This is a genomic window from Bradyrhizobium sp. MI1.10 (genome assembly GCF_055811035.1).
In genome coordinates this window covers 1-17,240 of record NZ_JBVVPN010000048.1, presented here as the reverse complement: position 1 = coordinate 17,240, position 17,240 = coordinate 1, and the positions used below count along the sequence as shown (strand labels likewise).

Here is a 17,240-nt window from a genome sequence, read left to right as displayed (position 1 = left end):
CTCTCAGCCTCGGCCGTTGGGTGGGATCGAAGATGGCTCCGGATTCCGAAAGCGGACCAAAAGGCAGTCTTCGTCAGCCGACTGCCCCTGGCACTGCACGCGTTCGACCTCAATGAGCGCTTCAGTCAAAATCGTGATGACCGTCTCGGCGCCAGCGACATGCCCCCATCGCTTGCAGGTCGCATCACGTGCAGATCCGAAGACCAGATGACCACCCGGAGCAAGCATCTTGACCATGTTGTCGACTGCAGTACGCATTTGTGTCATGTCTTCGAGATAATAGAGAACTTCGGCGACCACGATCAGATCGAACCGCTCTGCGGCCGAGAACTGCAGAATGTCAGTCGCCGCCCAGCTGATATGCGACCACCTCTTGGTCCGCTGGACCGCTCGACCGATCGCTCGCGGCATAACATCGATGACCGTGAGCCGTTTGCAGTGAGGAGCAAGCTTCTCTGTAAACGCACCGGCCGCGCACCCGATTTCGAGGCCATTTGAGACGGCGCTGTTCGACAGCGACAGCCGCAGCAATTGGGTGTGACGCTCACGTTCGAACGGATTGTCGTCGAGCCGCCACGGATCCTCATTAGACAGCTCCCGTTCCAACGATTGATATGTCTGATGCACGTTCACGACCTAATCTCCTACAAAGCTGCTCACTCAGTCTCGGCCGCAATGCCATCCGGCGCGATCAGCTGCGATGGAGCGCGCGAAAGACCTGCCCTGCGAATTGCGCCAGGCATTTCCGATCCGGGGTTAAGGCTTGGTCCAGTTGTCGCGTCTTCGGTCGAGCCCTTCGATTCATCAACGTCTGGTGATTTCGCTACTTTGCGAGAGAGCCAATCGCTGTTGCTCAAGGTACAGAGCGCATAGGCTTTCATCGGGAGCAGTAGGAAGATGTTGATGGGGGTGTGCAGCGAGAAGCCGAGAAATCGAAGCTCACCGGCACGAACGGCTGCCACGCTGCATCTTATCATCGTCATCGCAATGATGGTCAGACCGGTCCACCAGGGCACGGTGCCAGTGAGCGCAAGCTGAGCGAGCGCGGCAATCGATGAGATTGCGAGCAGCAGCGGCCCTAGGTTCTGTCCAACCACGTCCAGCGTGAGGTACCGGTCGAGGCCGGGCAGCAGGTGCAAACCGAGCAGGGTGTCGCGGTAGGTGCTGCGTGCCCAACGGAGCTGCTGGCGCAGATACGGCAAGAGCGTGTCCGGGACCACCGTGGCGGCGATGGCGTCCGGAACGTACTCGGTTCGGAACCCTGCCTTGAGCATGAGGATGGTCAGATGACGGTCCTCACCGAAGTCGCTAGGTTTTCCCCGGAAGAACTGCGTCTCGTATTGCTCGAGCAGCAGCAGCAGCGCGGAGCGGCGGTACATGGCGCACGGCCCGCAGCAGCACATGACGGCGCCAAAGCGCGTCTGTGCCGCACGCTCCTCGTTGCAAGCCAACCAGTACTCCATGTCGATCAATCGGGTCAGCCAGCTGTCGTTTCGGTTGCTGGCCTTCAATTGGCCCATGGCCGCGCCGACGGCAGGATTCTGCATCTTGCGCACGAGCTTGCTGACCACGTCGCTGTCGATTTCCGTGTCGGAGTCGACGTTGAGCACGAGATCGCCGAATGAGCGGCGAATCGCTGCGATCTGCGCCTTGCGTTTTCCAACATTGCTTGGCAGCAGAATGATGGTGAATCTCGGGTCATACGCGTAGCTCGCGTGGACCGCGGCCACTGCGCCGACATTTGCAGAGCCGTCGTCGACCACGTAGACCTGCAATCGCCCTGGGTAATCCTGACTTGCGATAGACTTCAGGCAGGCCGCCAGCGTGCGCGGGTCCTCGTTGAAGCAGGGCACGATGACATCGACGCTGGGCAGAGCATCGGCGTCGACCGGGTCGCACGGTGGCAGTGGAGCGTCGCTTCGCAGCGCATAAAGCGCCTGCGCGCTCTTGTGGACGCTGGAGAGCAACGCGTAGGAGGCAACAGCAGCGGTGCTGATGGTGGCAAGCAGGCTCATGAGAATCGATCTATTCAGTGAGGTTGAGGAAGCGACCGGATTGCAAATCCACGGTCATGCAGTGCTGGAATGAGTTGGGCGAGCGCCGTCACAGTCTGGTCGCGCTGACCGGAATGAGGGCAGCGTCCCAACTCGTCGGGAGGGCAGCCGTCGTGCAGGAGCACGATTGCGCCTGGCCTGACCGAGGCCAACACTGCGGCAACAATCGCCTCGACGCCGGGACGAGCCCAATCTTGCGGATCGACTGACCAGTGCAGGGCTGCCAGTTCGGCCTTCACCGACGCGGCGAAGGCTTCCTTGCTCCAGATCCCGTACGGCGCACGCATGTGCCGCACAGAGGCTCCGGGGCAGGCCATTCCGATGACCTTATTCGTCGTGAGGATCTCGTATTCCACCTCATCCGCTATGCAATTGGCCAAGTCCGGGTGCGTCATTGTGTGGTTTGCGACCTCGTGCCCTTCTGCAATGATGCGCTGGATCAGCTGCGGCTGGGCCGCCGCGTATGCACCGATCACGCAGAAGGTGGCGGGCGTCCGATGCTGCGCCAGCACATCCAGGATAGCCGGCGTGCAAAGCGGGTTGGGACCATCATCAAAGCTCAGATAGACGCAGGGCTCTCCGCCGGCCTCGGTGTAGTCGCTCCGCGCTTCAGTCAAGTCGTTTGAGGAGCTCACAGTTCTGGCCCGTTCCGTTCGATCGTGTCACCCGCCGGCCATTCGCTCATGGGCCTCGCAATCGGCAGAACGAGGCCGACCACGTCCTCCACGCGCGTCGGAGGCACAGTAAGGTAGATGTCCGGACGAGCGGACCGGACGCGGAGCCCTGGCAGAACAGTCGCCAATCCCTGTCGCCCGAGCAGCCTGGTAATATGTTTCTGCAGGGCAGCACGGACCGTGCCAAAGCCGAACGGCACGCCAAGATCTCGCAATACGGGATACATCACTCGGATGGAGTGGGTTATTCCAAGCCCCTCCAGATCCGGGCGAACCCCGTACAATCCGAGTTCAGCCACGAGCAGATCGCTCTGACCAACTTTTATGAAGCGGCGTAGTGCCGCGATGTGAATCGCAACGCCACGATCATCGTAGCCGATAGCCCGAATCTCAGGCCGTGCGCCGGCCCAGCTTCGATGACCTTCAAAGGGCTTTGCATTGAATTCCCCGGTCGGACCATAGGTCTTCCGGAAGAAGTCGGATAATTCGATATGGTCAGCAAGTTCAAGGTCATTCTCCCAGCACAACCTCCAACGGACTGGAGGGCGCGCCGAAACACCTCGTGTGGATTCGGGCGCGATAATGTTCATAGGGCGTCATTCCTGTTCGTTATCTGGCTCCTGACGCAGGCCAGCAGTTCGCTACCTTCGAAAGGCTTGCTCGAGAACTCGAGTCCAGGGCCTCGCCTCACATCATGTTCGGAGTGGCCTGTGAGCAGAACGGTGGGGATCGCGCCTCCGGATGCAACCAGATGATCGAAGAGCGCGAGGCCACTCATCGGGCTCAACTGCATGTCCGCGATCAAGCGCGGCGTGATCGAACGGCGGCCTGATTTCAAGAACCCCTCTGCGCTCTCGAATGGTTCAGGCACGTAACCTGCGGAAAACACCATATCCGTCAGAGCTTCACGCACTGACTGATCTGCATTCACAATCGCGACCACGTCGAGCGTGCGCGCAACTTTCATCAGATTCGCCAAGGACGCCTTCGCTTGCATGTTCCGCACGATTTCACCGTCGCAAGGACGCAATCCAATTGGATGCGACCAAGGCACATTTGGCACCCGCAACCGGAGGGGTGCGACCGGACGGCAATCTACGGCCAGGTTGAGGGTTCGCTCAATTCTACGGCGGTACACGGTGGATATAGAATGGGTTGGCGAAGCCATACGATGGTTTGCTCGTCGTATACGCCCACTCAACTTTGCGGATTCCGATCGTGCTAGCTCACGGCGATATGGCTTGCGCAACACGCGCGAAACTGCGACCCCACGATCGAGACGTCTTGATTGATACCTAGCGCGGGGCTGAGACGCGCAACGATTTCTAACCATTCTGATGGATCTGACATCTCGCTAAACTATCGTTTGCTATCCTCATTCGGTACAAATGGTAAAATCGATTATATCGATAGAACACATTCACAGCGTGGATCGCTCAGGATTATGCGTTTCAAGGGCCTTGATCTGAATCTCCTCGTCGCGTTCGACGCCCTGGTGACGCAAGGCAATCTCACTACGGCGGCAAGAAGCATCAACCTCAGTCAACCTGCCATGAGTGCCGCCGTCGCGCGGCTTCGCACTTACTTTCGCGATGAGCTATTCACCATGAAAGGACGGAAGCTTGTCCCAACGCCGCGGGCTGAAGCGCTCGCAGCCCCGGTTCGCGAGGCTCTCGCTCACATTCAGCTCTCCATTATTTCTCCAGACGGCTTCGATCCGTCTCAATCGAATCGGCGATTCAGGATCATCCTGTCCGACTTCATGACTGTCGTGTTTCTTCGAGGGGTCGTGGACCGCGTCGCGCGGGAAGCACCAACAATCAGCTTCGAGTTGCTGCCGCCCGCAGAGGAACCTGATGAGCTTCTCCGGCGCGGTGAAGTCGATTTTCTCATGTATCCGCAGATGTTCATGTCGAGCGCGCATCCGAAGGCGGCTCTGTTCGAGGACACTTTCGTCTGCGTGGGCTGCCCCATGAACAAGCAGCTCACTTCGCGTCTCACGTTCGAGAAATACATCTCGATCGGGCACGTGGAAGCCCAGTTCGGGCGCTCCCTGAGGCCCTCCTTCCACGAATGGCTCTTGCTCGAGCATGGTTTCAAGATACGCACCGAGGTCGCGGTGCAGGGTTTTGGCATGATTCCGCCTATGTTATTGGGCACCAACCGTATAGCGAGCATGCCCTCAAGATTGGTCAGCCATTTCGCACAGACGATGCCGCTGCGGGTTGTCGAACCTCCCCTGCGACTTCTCACATTCACAGAGGCCGTCCAATGGCCCGCCATTCATAATACTGATCCTGCAAGCATGTGGTTGCGCAACATATTCTTGCAGCAGGCATCCACGATGGTCTCTCCGTCCGAGATCAGCCAATGTCACGGCCCGTCCTAGGACTGTTCGGGCCGGTTGCGGCCAGCTCTCGCTGACCGGACCTACGCCAGGCTCGAAGCCCCGGTCCTCTGAGGGACGTTTGGCATAGTGCACAAAAGCGCGCTTAAGCGTAGTTTGGTCGGGTCGCAGCCGATTGACTCGCGGTGCCGTGACGATCCTGCGCATCACACAGCTCGCTTGGCGGCTAAGGACTTTCCGCTGATTCGGACGGGACCGCATCACAGGTGCATGCGCCAGCTTCAGAGTACGCAAAAATTATGTGGCCTGTACGGCGAACAATGTTCGGCCTCAGCACCAAACTCGCTTGAATCGCACGCCCCGTCAGGTTCAAGGCCAGCACCTACGATCGAAGTTGCAGGCTTCACCTGGTAGCGAACCCGCATCGCTGTTTGCCTGAACTGGTGGATCTCATTGCCTTCAACAGCGATGGAGTTAGTCCCGAAGCGCGCCACTAGATACAAATGGCTGATGACCGGCAGAGGCGCTTCCTGCTCGTGCGGGTCGAATCAACATAAAAGCTGAACGCAAACGCCGCCCACGATCGCGCACCCCAAAGCCAACCGCCAGCTCGCGCAAACCCGGATGGGCGGGGAAGACTGCGTGTCTTTGCACAATGTCACAATTGAAATTCGGAACACTTCCTCTCTCGACGGCACTTATCTTCCTCTCGATGCGCGCGATGCCGCGTGATCGAGTGCAACTGCAAGCTTGCAGACCGCAGGATCAACCCGGATCAAGTGGCATCAGCTCATCAGCTGGCGGCACTTTTTCCAGCTGCGCGCGTGTTGCGGTGAGGAGTGTTCATGATGAGAGGACCGCAACTGAGCCAAGGTGCGGCCGCGTAAGCGCTCGCCGCTCCCACTCGCCAAGCCTGCTCCTCCTCCAGCTTTCGATCATTTCGGACGACATCCCCAGCCAAATCGGATGATCGGTGCCGGGTCCTTCTTTCCGATGTCGCGACAATCGCGTTTTTCGAAAGATCGCGGCGTGACTCACACCGCGCCACCGCCGTCCATCTCGAGCTGCTGCCTCGCACCGCTGACCCCGAAGGGCTCCTTTGCTGCGGCAAGATAATTTGCCTATCTTACCCGAAGCATCTATGTCCAGCGCGCATGCCAAAGCGATACTGTTAGAGGCTGGAATTGAGGTGTGAGCGGTCGCACGAGCAAGCCAATACCGTGACAGATCGCGCTCGAGCCTTGTGTTCGATGGGATATTTGCTGCGACTCCGCCAGACAGTGGCCCCCCAGATTTTGGAGTAGCTTCGACTTGAGCATGGCCTTAAGACGTGCATCAAACTCTCAACCACACTGTAGCATCGTCTCTTGCTATTGCGGACCCGTATAGCGAGGCGGCCAGCGGTTCGCCAAGTGATTGTACAGAGGCAAAGCCGCTACGGATCTTTGCACTTCGAGTGCATTGCATCTCCCGACGCTGTCCGATGTACGCGCTCCGCGACACTGATCCGGCGCACGCCTAAACATGCAAGTTATTGCTGCACGAGTTATGTCAGGTGTTTGCGCGAGCGCGTGGCGCCTGGGGCGCCCCTAGACGCGTTTGAGTGCCGCCACATGCAACGGATATGGCACGATCGTTCGAGACCCGGTCCTTAATTGCGAGCAACGTTTCGCCAGACGCTTGAGGTGCACCTGCGTTGAGATGATGCCTTCAGGAATGGCTTGAGCTCGCCTTCCGTCATACTCCCGACGTTCACGGCGGCGGACCTGCGCCGTTGAAGAGCAGCCGTCATTCTTCCGGCACTCAAAACCCGGGCAGCGATCACGCGAGCAACGCCTTTGAGCCCACAGTGCCACAACAGGACTAGCGGACGATCGAAAAAGCTGTTAGGCGCCAAGCCCGCCACTGCGCCACGACTGGTGGTGCGACTGATCCGCGATGATCAACCCAATCAACCGCACCGCGCGCCGAGGTGATAGACGTCACGGCAAGGATTGCGACTGAAAGAGAGCCATCCGATGAGATCAGTGCTGTGTCTGGGTTCGCCGTTTCGGGAGGCAGTGTCTCAGCGGGCTGTCACGCACATGCTTTCGCTTTCCTGATGATCAGGCGGCAGAATAGCCACCGCTGCTGCAGGATCAGGAGACATTGCACACTTTGGGTTAGCGCACTGTCGGGCAGAGGAAGCAAACGCCATGTTGCACAACGGCATCACGTGGACGCACCTGTCACATTCTTTCACGCACGTCGCCGCTCCGTCTCCTTTTTGCCCCACCACAGCCAAACGGCTTCGTCACGTGCGGCGCGAGTGCAATCACCAAAGGAGGTTTCTGTTGGAAACGCCGAGCGGAGTCTACGATCCGGATGATCTCGCGAGCTTGGGAAGGCTGTTCGATCAAGCGATCGCGTCTTTACCGTCATGCATGCGAACCAGCGAGAATCGCGTGGCGATCGCCAGACTGGTGATGCAACGCGCGGCGAGGGACGAATTGGCGTCGCTCGCGCACTTGATGCTTGCACTTGTCTCGGCCGCTTGAGCACCGGCATGCACTGTAACCTTCTGGGGCCTGCAGCAAGAGACGCATCATCTAGATCATTGAAATAACTTGATTCTCACGTGACGTCAGGTTGTAGGCTTGCAAATTGAGGATCATGACAAACGCCATACCACGACGGCGCCGATGGCGCATTGGAGAACTTGCAGAGGCGACCGGTGTAACCGTACGCACTCTGCATCATTACGAACATACCGGGTTATTGACGGTGTCGGAACGTACCTGTGGCGGTCACCGCATGTACGATCGGGAAAGCCTACAACGCGTCTCCCAGATTCGCGCTCTACGTGAGCTCGGCTTCTCGCTTCCTGAGATCCGCAAGGCGATCGAGGGGCGGACATCTCTCACGGACCTGTTGCGAAACCATCTGGAGCGGATTGAGCTTCAAGTCGCGCGCGCGACATTATTACGGGATCGATTGCGCACTATGACGACGCAAGGTGAGACAGAAGTCAGTGTCGACGAGCTGCCGGCGACGCTAGATGCCATGTCGCGGATTGAGGAGCGTACCCCCTCTGCCATCTGCACGTGCGCCTCTAACGCTAGCCGCGAAGATCGGTGGCGAAAGATCCGGGACGAGCTGCGAAGCTGCATGGACCAGCGTGAGCCTCCGTGCTGCGAGCGGGCAAATGCAATCGCGCGTCAGGCCCGTTCGCTGCTGACTGAGATCGCAGGAGTTGATTCGACTGTCTCGATGATACTTAAGGTGCTAACGCGATTGACCGAACCACACAATCTCGCCGGCTGGGATGCGAGCCTCATGCGATACCTCGATCTCGCCCTCGCCGCGCTGGAGGACCAGCTGGGAACGAGTTGAGCGCACCCGTTGCGACGCCCTATTACTGAAATGTCTCTAAACCGGATGAGGTGATGGTGATCCTGTCTGACCGCGGATGGTTTGTCCCTAGCAGTCGCCTCGGACTCTGCGTTGTCGGTTGGGTCTTTCGCTCTGTCGATCTTGGCAATCAACCCCAACGAGCACGCTTCGAAGTACTTGATTCGTACGTAGCGTCACATTGTACCTTCTAAAGCATCGACGCAGCGACGGGGCGACAGACAGAGAGCCGGTTAAACCGAGGGAGACTCCAATGATCGGCATTAGTTTCGGAAGTTCTCGGTGAGAGTTCTCGACGAGAACAAGTCGATGGATGGTCTTACGCGCCTTCCAAGCGCCTCCTCGGCACACGCCTGTCGAGCACGGGAAACTGGCGAATCTACCGGGTATCAGCAGAATGTTCGATATTGGTCCTGTCAGCCCCTAGACGACCGCTTCTCCTGACCAGTGTCGGAACGTCTGCTCGTCCGTGCCCGCCCGAAGCTTATGGCCTAACCTGGCAACAACCTGAGCCTATTCGTACGCAACCTGAGTTCGATCCAAACATCATTGCGCCAGATTGTTGGCCGCCGCGTCATACCAGAATGGCGAAGCAGACCAAGTCGTCTCGCGAGACACCGGGAGTCATATATGACGATCCTTCGCATTCACAGGCTTGGAGCTGCCGCGCTCCTTTCCGCGGCCCTGAGCTCGAGCGCCAGGGCAAAAGATGTTTACATTGCCATAGCGGGTCCGATGACGGGAAGCACTGCGGCGCTCGGCGCGCAGATACGCGATGGAGCGGCCGCAGCTGTGGATTCGATAAATGCTTCGGGTCTGCTGCCTGACACAAGGCTCATACTGAGAATCGCCGACGACGCATGCGATCCCAAGCAGGCTGTAGCTGTTGCCAATCGCCTGACAACTGACGGAATCAAGCTCGTCGTTGGTCACTTCTGTTCATCTTCGTCGATTCCGGCTTCAGACATATACGCCGGAGCCGAGGTAATTCAGATTTCACCTGGGTCCACCAATCCCCGTTTGACAGAGCGTGGCCTAACGACCCTGTTTCGGATTTGCGGCCGCGATGACCAGCAAGGCAGAGTTGCCGCCGAATACATCGCGCGGCATCACCAAGGTGCAAAGCTCGCAGTCCTCGACGACAAGAGCACAGCAGGCAGGGGTATCGCCGATATCGTTGAATCGCGCCTTCGTGCAGCCGGCGAGCATCCCGTTCGACAAAGCTACGTTGCAGGCGAGAAGGATTATACCGCTCTCGTTTCGCGACTGAAGCGAGAGGGAATCCAGCTCGTCTATATCGGCGGCTATTACAACGAGATCGGCCTGATCGTACGTCAAGCCGCGGAGGCGGGCGCACGTCTGACCGTGATCGCCAACGATCCGCTGATGACAACCGACTTTTGGGCCATTGCCGGCGAGGCCGCGAACGGCACGCTCTTTACCTTTATGCCGGACCCGACGAAGAATGCTGCAGGCGCAGCTGCTGTCGCCAAGCTCAAGGGTTCGAGCCTAACCGCCGCAGGTTACACGCTCTACGCTTATGCCGCGGTTCAAGCATGGGCCGACTCCGTCAAACGGGCCGGCACCTTCGATGCTATGCGGGTCGCTGCGGCCCTCCGCTCCGAGTCAATCGACACGGCTATTGGCACTGTTAGATTCGACTCCAAGGGAGACAATGCCGCTCCAGGCTTCATCGTTTACCGCTGGCGCGACAATACCGTCGAAGCGGTCGAGCAGAACTGACCGCCCGTGCCAACACCGTACGAAGCGTTCGAATGATGAACCATCCTCGATATATCGATTACGCGCTCCTCACGTGCCTCGCAATCGCCGCAGTCGCAGCATTTCTCACCCTCGGAGCAATGCTATCACAGCTATCGTGCGCGCCCGCAGGGCCGCCCGAAGAGTACGTTCCCATTCGTCTGGTGCCACTGCAGTGAGCATCACTTCCACATTCGTAATGCCGACGAATATCGGTGTCTTCTTCCAGCTAGTGAAATTGATGCGCGCCTCGCTGTCGGGAGTGAGCTGTCAGGGCCTCTTTAGAACGAACGTACGTCGTGAAACGATGTCAGTCACGCGCAGTCCGTCTGCGGATTGCGCGTGTTCCAGCCAATCGTTAGATGCGGTGTTCGGTCGAGGGACGTGGCCTTCCATCCCCTTCCTGGAAACAGGTATTGGTTCGGAACACGCGGTGCGAGGCCTGATCCCTGCTGATCACTGTCGGACCTTGAGACGGAGTTTGATCCGGTACGGCCCTTAGAGCCAAGTCCGCCTCCCAACACTCACATTCACGCGGGCCTCGCGCTTCTCGGGTCCGAACAAAGCGCACGCACCCACGTAGGCTCGCCGAACGCCCTCAACTACTGTCGTCGACAAAAAGGGAGAACACCACTTTGGATGCAAAGTTGCAGACTATGCTTTCCTCGCTCTCGCCGGTGGCTCGCGAATTGGATGCTCTACCGTCCGGGCGACCCACCACCGACAACAATTGCGTGAAACTAAACACGAATGAGAACCCCTTTCCTTTGCCAGGCGTCGTGATGCGAAGCGCAATTGCAGCTCTCGAGCTGCAATACCGCTATCCAGAAGACGACAATGTCAGCTTGAGGCAAGCGGCCGCAGCTGCCTACGGCATTGCAACTGATCGCGTGATGGCTGGCAATGGATCGTCTGAACTGCTCAGCCTCATTTACAGAGCCTTTCTTGCCCCGGGCGACCACGTTGCAATGATGTCGCCGGGTTTTTCATTCAATCGCAAGCTTGCCATGTTGCAAGGGGCCCGCTTCATTGAAATTCCCTGGTCTGAACCGGACTGCTTGCCGATGGACGAGCTGCTTTTCGGTTCGGCTAAACATGCCAAGTTCATTCTGCTGGCCAATCCGAACAATCCGACCGGGACTTTTGTTCCGCTCGCCGAGATCGAACGCCTCGTTACACGATCTGACCGATTGATCGTACTGGACGAAGCTTACGTCGATTTCGCACCTGAGGACGGCCTACGCCTCGTTGAGCAACATTCCAATCTTGTGGTCCTGCGCACATTTTCCAAGAGTTATTCCGCCGCTGGCATCCGCGTCGGATTCGGTTTCGGCCATCCCGAGCTGATCGGGAGGCTTCGCAACATCCAGAATGTCTTCAATATGAATGTGGTCGCTCACGCCGTGGGGATGAGCGTCCTTGCGCATCGCGACGCTTATGAGGAGAACCATCGCCACGTCAGGCTTGAGCGCCAGCGCGTAACCGCCGCCCTCACTGAATTTGGGTTCTCTGTAACGCCTTCCCACGCGAACTTCCTCCTCGCCCGTGTGCCGATAGGCCAGGGTGGCAGATGGTGGCAGGCGGCGTTGCAAGACCAGAGAGTCCTTGTTGCCTTCTTTCCGGATGCCGGCCTGGAAGAGTGCATTCGGGTTAGCATCGGCACAAAGCGTCAGATGGATGCGTTTCTTGCGGCCGTCGGCAGCATTCTCAGGAAAGTGGGATGTCGTGGCTAGTGGTCCCTTCCACTCATCTCACAGATCTCCGTCGTAATCGATCCGGACCCACACATGATGCAGCTTCGCGACGCAGCCCTGAGTCAGTTTTTCTCCAGTCGCCGCATTGCGACCTTTGTGAACGGCTTCGCAATAATACAGCGGATTGCCAGCGAGCGCCTCTTGCACTCCCGACCCGGCGGACTCCGGTCCTGTCTAAATAGGAGATAACTGAGTGAGAAACGTTGTTCCCTCAAACCTGACCTGCGGCATCTTTGATCATCTTGACGAGGACGGCCGCGATATCACCCGGCAGTACGCTGACCGCCTTACCCTAGCGGAGGCCTACGACCGGCTCGGTTTCTATGCCTATCATCTGGCGGAGCATCACTGCACTCCGCATGGACTGGGTCCGTCGCCGAATTTGTTTCTGTCAAGCGTCATACAGCGCACACGGCGACTTCGCGTCGGTCCTTTGGTCATGCTGCTCAACCTCTATCACCCGCTGCGTGCATTCGAGGAGATCTGCATGTTGGATCACCTGAGCGGCGGCAGGGTTGAGGTCGGCCTTGGTCGCGGCTCTCTGCCGATCGAACTGAGCTATTTTGGCGTTGGAGCCGATGTCGCCTCGAGCCGTTACGAGGAAGCTTCTCAAATCTTCGTTGGCGCGATGAATGGCGGCCCGCTCACATACGAAGGGCAGCATTTTGCGCTGAGCGACGTCCCTTTGACGCTTTCACCTCACCAGCATCCTTGTCCCCCGACGTGGATTGCGACAAATCGGCCAGATTCAGCCCGCTGGGCTGCGACAATTGGCGCCAATCTCGCGTGCATGGGCCCCTCTTCTGCCGTTCGCAAGATAACCGATGTCTATCGCGCTAATCGAGAGGCGAAGGGTGTTGCCAGCGGCGCAGCATCATTTCTCGCATTGCTCCGCATGGTCGTAGTTTCCAGCTCTGAAGCAGTCGCCCGCTCCCTCGCGGCGCCAGCCTACGAAACATGGCTCAAGAGCTTTAAGTTCCTGTACGACCTCAATGACATCCCGCCTCCGTCCAACCTGCCCCTGACATTGGATGCCGCAATTGAGAGTGAACTGTGCGTTGTCGGCACGCGCGCTTCGGTGCGCCAAACTCTTCTCGATCATGTGGAAGAAGCAGGCGCCAACTATCTCCTTTGTCAGGTCGCCTTCGGATCTCTGTCACTGGATGCCTGCCTCAACACAGCAACTGCAATTCACTCCGAGCTCATAGCGGCCGAGCACTGATGGTGACCCCAACTACATTCCATAGGTTCGCTCTTGACCTAGCAACAAATGGCAACACCAAGGCCGATGAGTCCCGCAGCTGGATGCATCGGTCAGGCCACTCTTACGGTTCAAGTGTCTTTGACGCGCATGAGACCCTTTCAACTACATCACCGGACAGGACGCTTAACGGCAGTAAATGGCCTGACTCTCATGTTGCGCACGTTGGCATTGCCCGAACAGCGGCGGGCTTGGACAGGTGAGTTAGCTCACGCTGATCCCGCTTTGGCGCGCCAGTTCGTCGATCGCGTTCGACACGAATCCAGGGTGTGGCTTGCCGGCCCAGCGAGCCGCTCGTGACGAGGTCCCGGCAGCGCTCCGACCAGACGGAGGAGATCGCGCGTAAACTTGAGATCGTGCTCGCGGAGTTGGCTTCGCTGCGCATTCTGCTGGCTGCGCACGGCATTAGCACCCCTCCACTTCTGCATACGGACTACCTCTCTGTTCAGCGGTTCGCAGCGATGAACCACATAAGCCCCGAAGCTGTGCTCTCTCGGATTCGCCGCGGCAAGTTGCGCGCGGAGAAGCGCGGTGGCCGCTGGTGGGTGAAATGCACGGTTTGCACAGCATAGCCGTGCAGTGATGAGAAGAGTAAGAGAGACGGAATCCGAGATACGGATCCGGCACAAGGAAACGGCATGTGCGTTTAAGCAGCCGATGGAGAGGCAACAATCGATCGAGCTCAAGGTAGCGCGCGACCGACACACCATCGCGCCAGATCGGGAGGCTCGATCTCGATGCACTCATGCAATCACAAGCGCGCGGGCGCGCCGAGCGGCGGGAGATCGAATGACCACCTTTGCGTGACCGGGTTCAGTCACTCAATTTCGCCTGGTTAACAGAGCGATCCCAGTGAACAAGCGGAGCAGCATAGAGCCTGGCGGGAGACGTCCAACTCCGATGCGCGCTGGCCGCATTGTGGTAATCAGAACCAGCCTCGATGTCGGTCTTGGAGGTGAGCCCGCGCATGCGCGCGAATGCGGCCTGGGGAGCAGGGGAAAAATAAATGCCTTTGCTCGCAAATCGCACGGTTTGCGAGCTCCCCTGAGCAGGCGGCGTCACACGCCCGCGAGGCGTAGCAGGAAAATTGTATCCCAGTCACTGCGTTTCAGCGGGCGGCTGGCGCGACGGTGCCAAGCGGAGGCACATCTGATTTCGCTGGGATGGTCGCGAGAATATGGGCGGAGAAGGAGATGGTCCATGATGTCGCCAAGACTGATGTCAGTCCTCGGGTCGTTGGTAGCAGCCGAGCGCATGTTTTGGAAACTGCGAGAATTGATCGATGGCGACAGCTTGATCTTACCTGATGTTCGAGAGACGCTTCATGTAATGCTAGACGCGAAGCTTGTTTTCGCAAAGCATAAGATTATGAGCGACGCGCGCGCCGCGATCGACGCGACTCCTGATTTGTCGCAGGCGGTCCGCGACCGAGCATACAGGTCGCTCGATTCTGCAACGAAAATGTTCATGACCAGCGAACCGCGCCGCACTCAGGATCCTCTTGGCCGAGATCTCAGAGGATGAATGCGGCATCCCTTGCACTGCGATGCGGCCGCCTGCGGCTGCACCGACGCAAATAGTCCAGGCGTCGTAACAGCACGCCGACTGCGCAGTGAGATCTCTAGTCTCGTCCACATTTACAGTTCCGACGGAAGGTCTTCTCCGTTGCGGCCCGGAGCGGTGGGGCAATGCCGCCGACAGAAACTAAGCTCTCTGACTAACCACAGGTATCAGCACTAACGAACAGCGTTTCCTGCAACGATCACGGCGTGGGCTGTTCCGCGCATCGACAGATGTGCCGGGCTCGCGCACACTGCTGCTGCAGGCCACCTCGAGTAAGACTCCATGACTTGAATCGGACGTAGCGTCACGTTGTAGGAACGAGGAAGAAGCCGCCTAGCGGCGGCCAACTAGTCAACCATCGATGGCGGGGGTGGGACGTACCACATCAAAGCATCCTCTGGTTTACGAATCGAGATGACAACTGCACTCCTTTTTCTCACTATCATCTTCTGCGGCGGCTTTGGATTGGGCTACGCTGCGCGCAGCTGGCGTTCTCGCAAAGGACGTGAACGCGCCCGGCTTTATGGTGCTCTCCGTCATTCCGGAACTTCTGCTCCGCCGCCGCTCCGAGCTCCCGCACGCCGTGGTTCCTAACGCTGCATTCGGCCTTGCTCAAACAAGGAAACTGCCGATCCGCCGGGCGAGCGCGAAGGCCCTCCATCGCCAGCTTGGTGCACATTCGCACGATAGAGCAAAGGCACGCGCGCTCCCGTGGAAACAGCCTCAAGAACACCGTGGAACGTGAGATTGATCGCCGATTCCACCCGCGACTTCTGCGCCGACGATCGCGAGTCGGCCATTCCCCGATCATCGGATCGGCGGCGGAGGATTCGCAACCGGCAGCGACGGACAAGCACATCTGTGTGATCTTAACATATGCGCGGAAGCTACTGCCCAACCGAATTCCAATCAGCGCCGGCGCAAACCGCGGAGAAGATCGGCACACCCACTTGAACTGAATGCGGCGACGAGCATGATCGCGGCAGCGCCGAAAGGAGCCCCTTCCACTTTCCTTCGGCATTTACAGCGCTTCGATGCTCGCCCTCCGCACTGGACGAGAAGAGGGCCCCAGAACCCTTGCATGACCTCGACTTTCATCTCGCGTGCAACGCCGCGTTGGCCGTGACGGATGCTTTTTTGGCCGGGCTCGCTTCGCTGAACTCGCCTACCTAACCTGAGAGGTTTCGAAGGTGAGGCTTCCTTTGTAGAACTCGATCCGCGAGTTGACAGTACAGCGGATGCATCATGAAGCGTGACGAGCGCCTCGCCGAAGTCCTTGAGAATAGCGCGTGTTTTGATGATGAGGCATGGGAGGTTTGGGCACAGTGCCTCTCACCCACTGAGCGGCTGGCGTATATTCGCAAGCATCGCTCTCACTTCCGGTTTTCAGATTACAAAGAAGTAATAGCTGTTGTACGTGGTCGGCGCTTCACCGGTTGCTCATCGCAACTCCTTCAATGGCGTCACAAAATACGAGCGACGACGTTGCAAAGCGCTTTGCTCTTCTGCATTGCGGTGTGGCTGGGCATCATCTGCCTTGCGCTGTCCTTTATCCGCTGAGATCAGCAGCCCACTTTTCGTCCACATGTCGGGTGGCTATGCCCGCATCCGACCGAGCATTGGGGCTTAGTTGGAGATGACCTGAAAAGGCGACAGTTTGCGCAGCGTTCTGTTCGAACATTGCTTTATGCGCAACTGTTTCGAAGCTCGTACAGCAATTCACACGGACGTTGTTCAGACGCACGAGGGTCGGGGCACTCCAGGCATGAGGCCAGAAACGAACAAGGAGTTGCTTGCCTGAGCATTGTGACGCTTCACGCGGTGGCCCCCGCAATCGGCGCGGATGTGCCTGGGCTGGCTGTCCAGCGTCTCTACACCAAACCTCCGCAGCCCGTCACGGCTGCGATCTACGAATAGAGGAGCTACTATGTCGAAATGGACGCGGGCTTCGGCTCAAGCTCGAACTGCTGGGATTACTTGGCGGCACACCCGAGGGCTGCCATGATGCGGTAGCTGGAAGCGTGGGGCCAGATCCGTTATCGATGGCACAAGGGCTAGATCGTGCTGGGTATGGAAGGCCAGGGACGTGGGCTGAATTGAGCGGTTCAATCACAGCATCGCGTTTACCGCAATCAGATCAAGATTGATGCGTTCGGTCACGTCACGGGGCAGATTGGCGATGCTTTCCAGAACGTACTACTTTACGTTAGAGGCGGGACCGCATTCACGAGCAACACCTATCAGATCAGATCGACCCTAATAGGCGCGCAGGTTACGAAGAGTGATGTTCTTTGGGGCGGCGTGTTGGGGGGGCATCGAGTACGGCATCGCACCTAACTGGTCGCTTGGCTTCGAGTACAGAGCCGGCTCCGGAAATCTGAACAGGGCGATAAGTGGAGTTTCTGCCTGACGGCGGGCAAGATTGGCCCGCGAATC

The 17,240-nt window shown here is 58.4% G+C and carries 13 protein-coding genes and 1 pseudogene; 8 read left to right on the top strand and 6 right to left on the bottom strand.

Annotation, left to right across the window (positions count from 1 at the left end; all coding sequences use genetic code 11):
• Positions 1 to 3: 3 nt before the first annotated feature.
• Genes nodS through AC0L3K_RS33730 form a run of 5 tightly spaced genes read right to left on the bottom strand, consistent with a single transcriptional unit; the run spans position 4 to position 3,695 of the window.
• Positions 4 to 633 carry a nodulation methyltransferase NodS gene (gene nodS / locus AC0L3K_RS33750; RefSeq protein ID WP_204513566.1) on the bottom strand — a complete coding sequence of 210 codons (630 nt, stop codon included), beginning with the start codon at positions 631 to 633 and terminating at the stop codon, positions 4 to 6.
• A 23-nt stretch (positions 634 to 656) separates the two neighbouring features.
• The gene (gene nodC, locus AC0L3K_RS33745) at positions 657 to 2,015 is read right to left on the bottom strand and encodes a chitooligosaccharide synthase NodC (protein WP_259219160.1); all 1,359 of its coding nucleotides are present in this window, start codon (positions 2,013 to 2,015) and stop codon (positions 657 to 659) included.
• A 14-nt stretch (positions 2,016 to 2,029) separates the two neighbouring features.
• Positions 2,030 to 2,689, bottom strand: a complete 660-nt coding sequence (gene nodB / locus AC0L3K_RS33740; protein ID WP_259219159.1) for a chitooligosaccharide deacetylase NodB — start codon at positions 2,687 to 2,689, stop codon at positions 2,030 to 2,032.
• Positions 2,686 to 3,318: a NodA family N-acyltransferase gene (locus AC0L3K_RS33735; protein ID WP_259219158.1), complete on the bottom strand. Its 633-nt coding sequence runs from the start codon at positions 3,316 to 3,318 to the stop codon at positions 2,686 to 2,688. Before AC0L3K_RS33735 ends, nodB begins: the two co-directional genes overlap by 4 nt.
• Positions 3,315 to 3,695 (bottom strand): response regulator transcription factor, encoded by a 381-nt coding sequence (locus AC0L3K_RS33730; RefSeq protein WP_473283312.1) that lies wholly within the window; start codon positions 3,693 to 3,695, stop codon positions 3,315 to 3,317. The genes AC0L3K_RS33735 and AC0L3K_RS33730 overlap by 4 nt, the downstream gene beginning before the upstream one ends.
• Positions 3,696 to 4,172: 477 nt before the next feature.
• Between AC0L3K_RS33730 and AC0L3K_RS33725 the strand changes: the two genes are divergently transcribed.
• From AC0L3K_RS33725 to AC0L3K_RS33690, 8 genes are all read left to right on the top strand, one after another.
• The gene (locus AC0L3K_RS33725) at positions 4,173 to 5,117 is read left to right on the top strand and encodes a LysR family transcriptional regulator (RefSeq protein WP_259219155.1); all 945 of its coding nucleotides are present in this window, start codon (positions 4,173 to 4,175) and stop codon (positions 5,115 to 5,117) included.
• A gap of 2,291 nt (positions 5,118 to 7,408) precedes the next feature.
• A complete protein-coding gene (locus AC0L3K_RS33720) occupies positions 7,409 to 7,612 on the top strand; it encodes a hypothetical protein (RefSeq protein ID WP_204513560.1) in 204 nt (67 codons plus the stop codon).
• 115 nt (positions 7,613 to 7,727) lie between these two features.
• Complete coding sequence (locus tag AC0L3K_RS33715; RefSeq protein ID WP_473367629.1) at positions 7,728 to 8,447, top strand: MerR family transcriptional regulator; 720 nt, start codon at positions 7,728 to 7,730, stop codon at positions 8,445 to 8,447.
• A gap of 648 nt (positions 8,448 to 9,095) precedes the next feature.
• Entirely contained in the window at positions 9,096 to 10,208 is a 1,113-nt protein-coding gene (locus tag AC0L3K_RS33710) for a branched-chain amino acid ABC transporter substrate-binding protein (protein ID WP_473367628.1), read from the top strand.
• A 674-nt stretch (positions 10,209 to 10,882) separates the two neighbouring features.
• Entirely contained in the window at positions 10,883 to 11,959 is a 1,077-nt protein-coding gene (gene hisC / locus AC0L3K_RS33705) for a histidinol-phosphate transaminase (protein WP_473367641.1), read from the top strand.
• Positions 11,960 to 12,173: 214 nt separating this feature from the next.
• Complete coding sequence (locus AC0L3K_RS33700) at positions 12,174 to 13,202, top strand: LLM class flavin-dependent oxidoreductase (protein ID WP_473367627.1); 1,029 nt, start codon at positions 12,174 to 12,176, stop codon at positions 13,200 to 13,202.
• Between the two features lie 1,239 nt (positions 13,203 to 14,441).
• On the top strand, positions 14,442 to 14,765 hold the full coding sequence (locus AC0L3K_RS33695) for a hypothetical protein (protein ID WP_473367626.1): 324 nt from the start codon (positions 14,442 to 14,444) through the stop codon (positions 14,763 to 14,765).
• A gap of 1,284 nt (positions 14,766 to 16,049) precedes the next feature.
• On the top strand, positions 16,050 to 16,364 hold the full coding sequence (locus AC0L3K_RS33690; RefSeq protein ID WP_473367625.1) for a hypothetical protein: 315 nt from the start codon (positions 16,050 to 16,052) through the stop codon (positions 16,362 to 16,364).
• Between the two features lie 696 nt (positions 16,365 to 17,060).
• Here AC0L3K_RS33690 and AC0L3K_RS33685 read toward each other — a convergent pair.
• Positions 17,061 to 17,240 (bottom strand): annotated as a pseudogene (locus tag AC0L3K_RS33685) (hypothetical protein); the annotation flags it as partial.

Coding starts and splice junctions, on each gene's coding strand:
- nodC (WP_259219160.1), bottom strand. CDS start 2,015: ATGAGCCTGCTTGCCACCATCAGCACCGCTGCTGTTGCCTCCTACGCG.
- AC0L3K_RS33735 (WP_259219158.1), bottom strand. CDS start 3,318: ATGAACATTATCGCGCCCGAATCCACACGAGGTGTTTCGGCGCGCCCT.
- AC0L3K_RS33715 (WP_473367629.1), top strand. CDS start 7,728: ATGACAAACGCCATACCACGACGGCGCCGATGGCGCATTGGAGAACTT.
- hisC (WP_473367641.1), top strand. CDS start 10,883: ATGCTTTCCTCGCTCTCGCCGGTGGCTCGCGAATTGGATGCTCTACCG.
- AC0L3K_RS33725 (WP_259219155.1), top strand. CDS start 4,173: ATGCGTTTCAAGGGCCTTGATCTGAATCTCCTCGTCGCGTTCGACGCC.
- AC0L3K_RS33710 (WP_473367628.1), top strand. CDS start 9,096: ATGACGATCCTTCGCATTCACAGGCTTGGAGCTGCCGCGCTCCTTTCC.
- AC0L3K_RS33690 (WP_473367625.1), top strand. CDS start 16,050: ATGAAGCGTGACGAGCGCCTCGCCGAAGTCCTTGAGAATAGCGCGTGT.
- AC0L3K_RS33730 (WP_473283312.1), bottom strand. CDS start 3,695: ATGAAAGTTGCGCGCACGCTCGACGTGGTCGCGATTGTGAATGCAGAT.
- AC0L3K_RS33695 (WP_473367626.1), top strand. CDS start 14,442: ATGATGTCGCCAAGACTGATGTCAGTCCTCGGGTCGTTGGTAGCAGCC.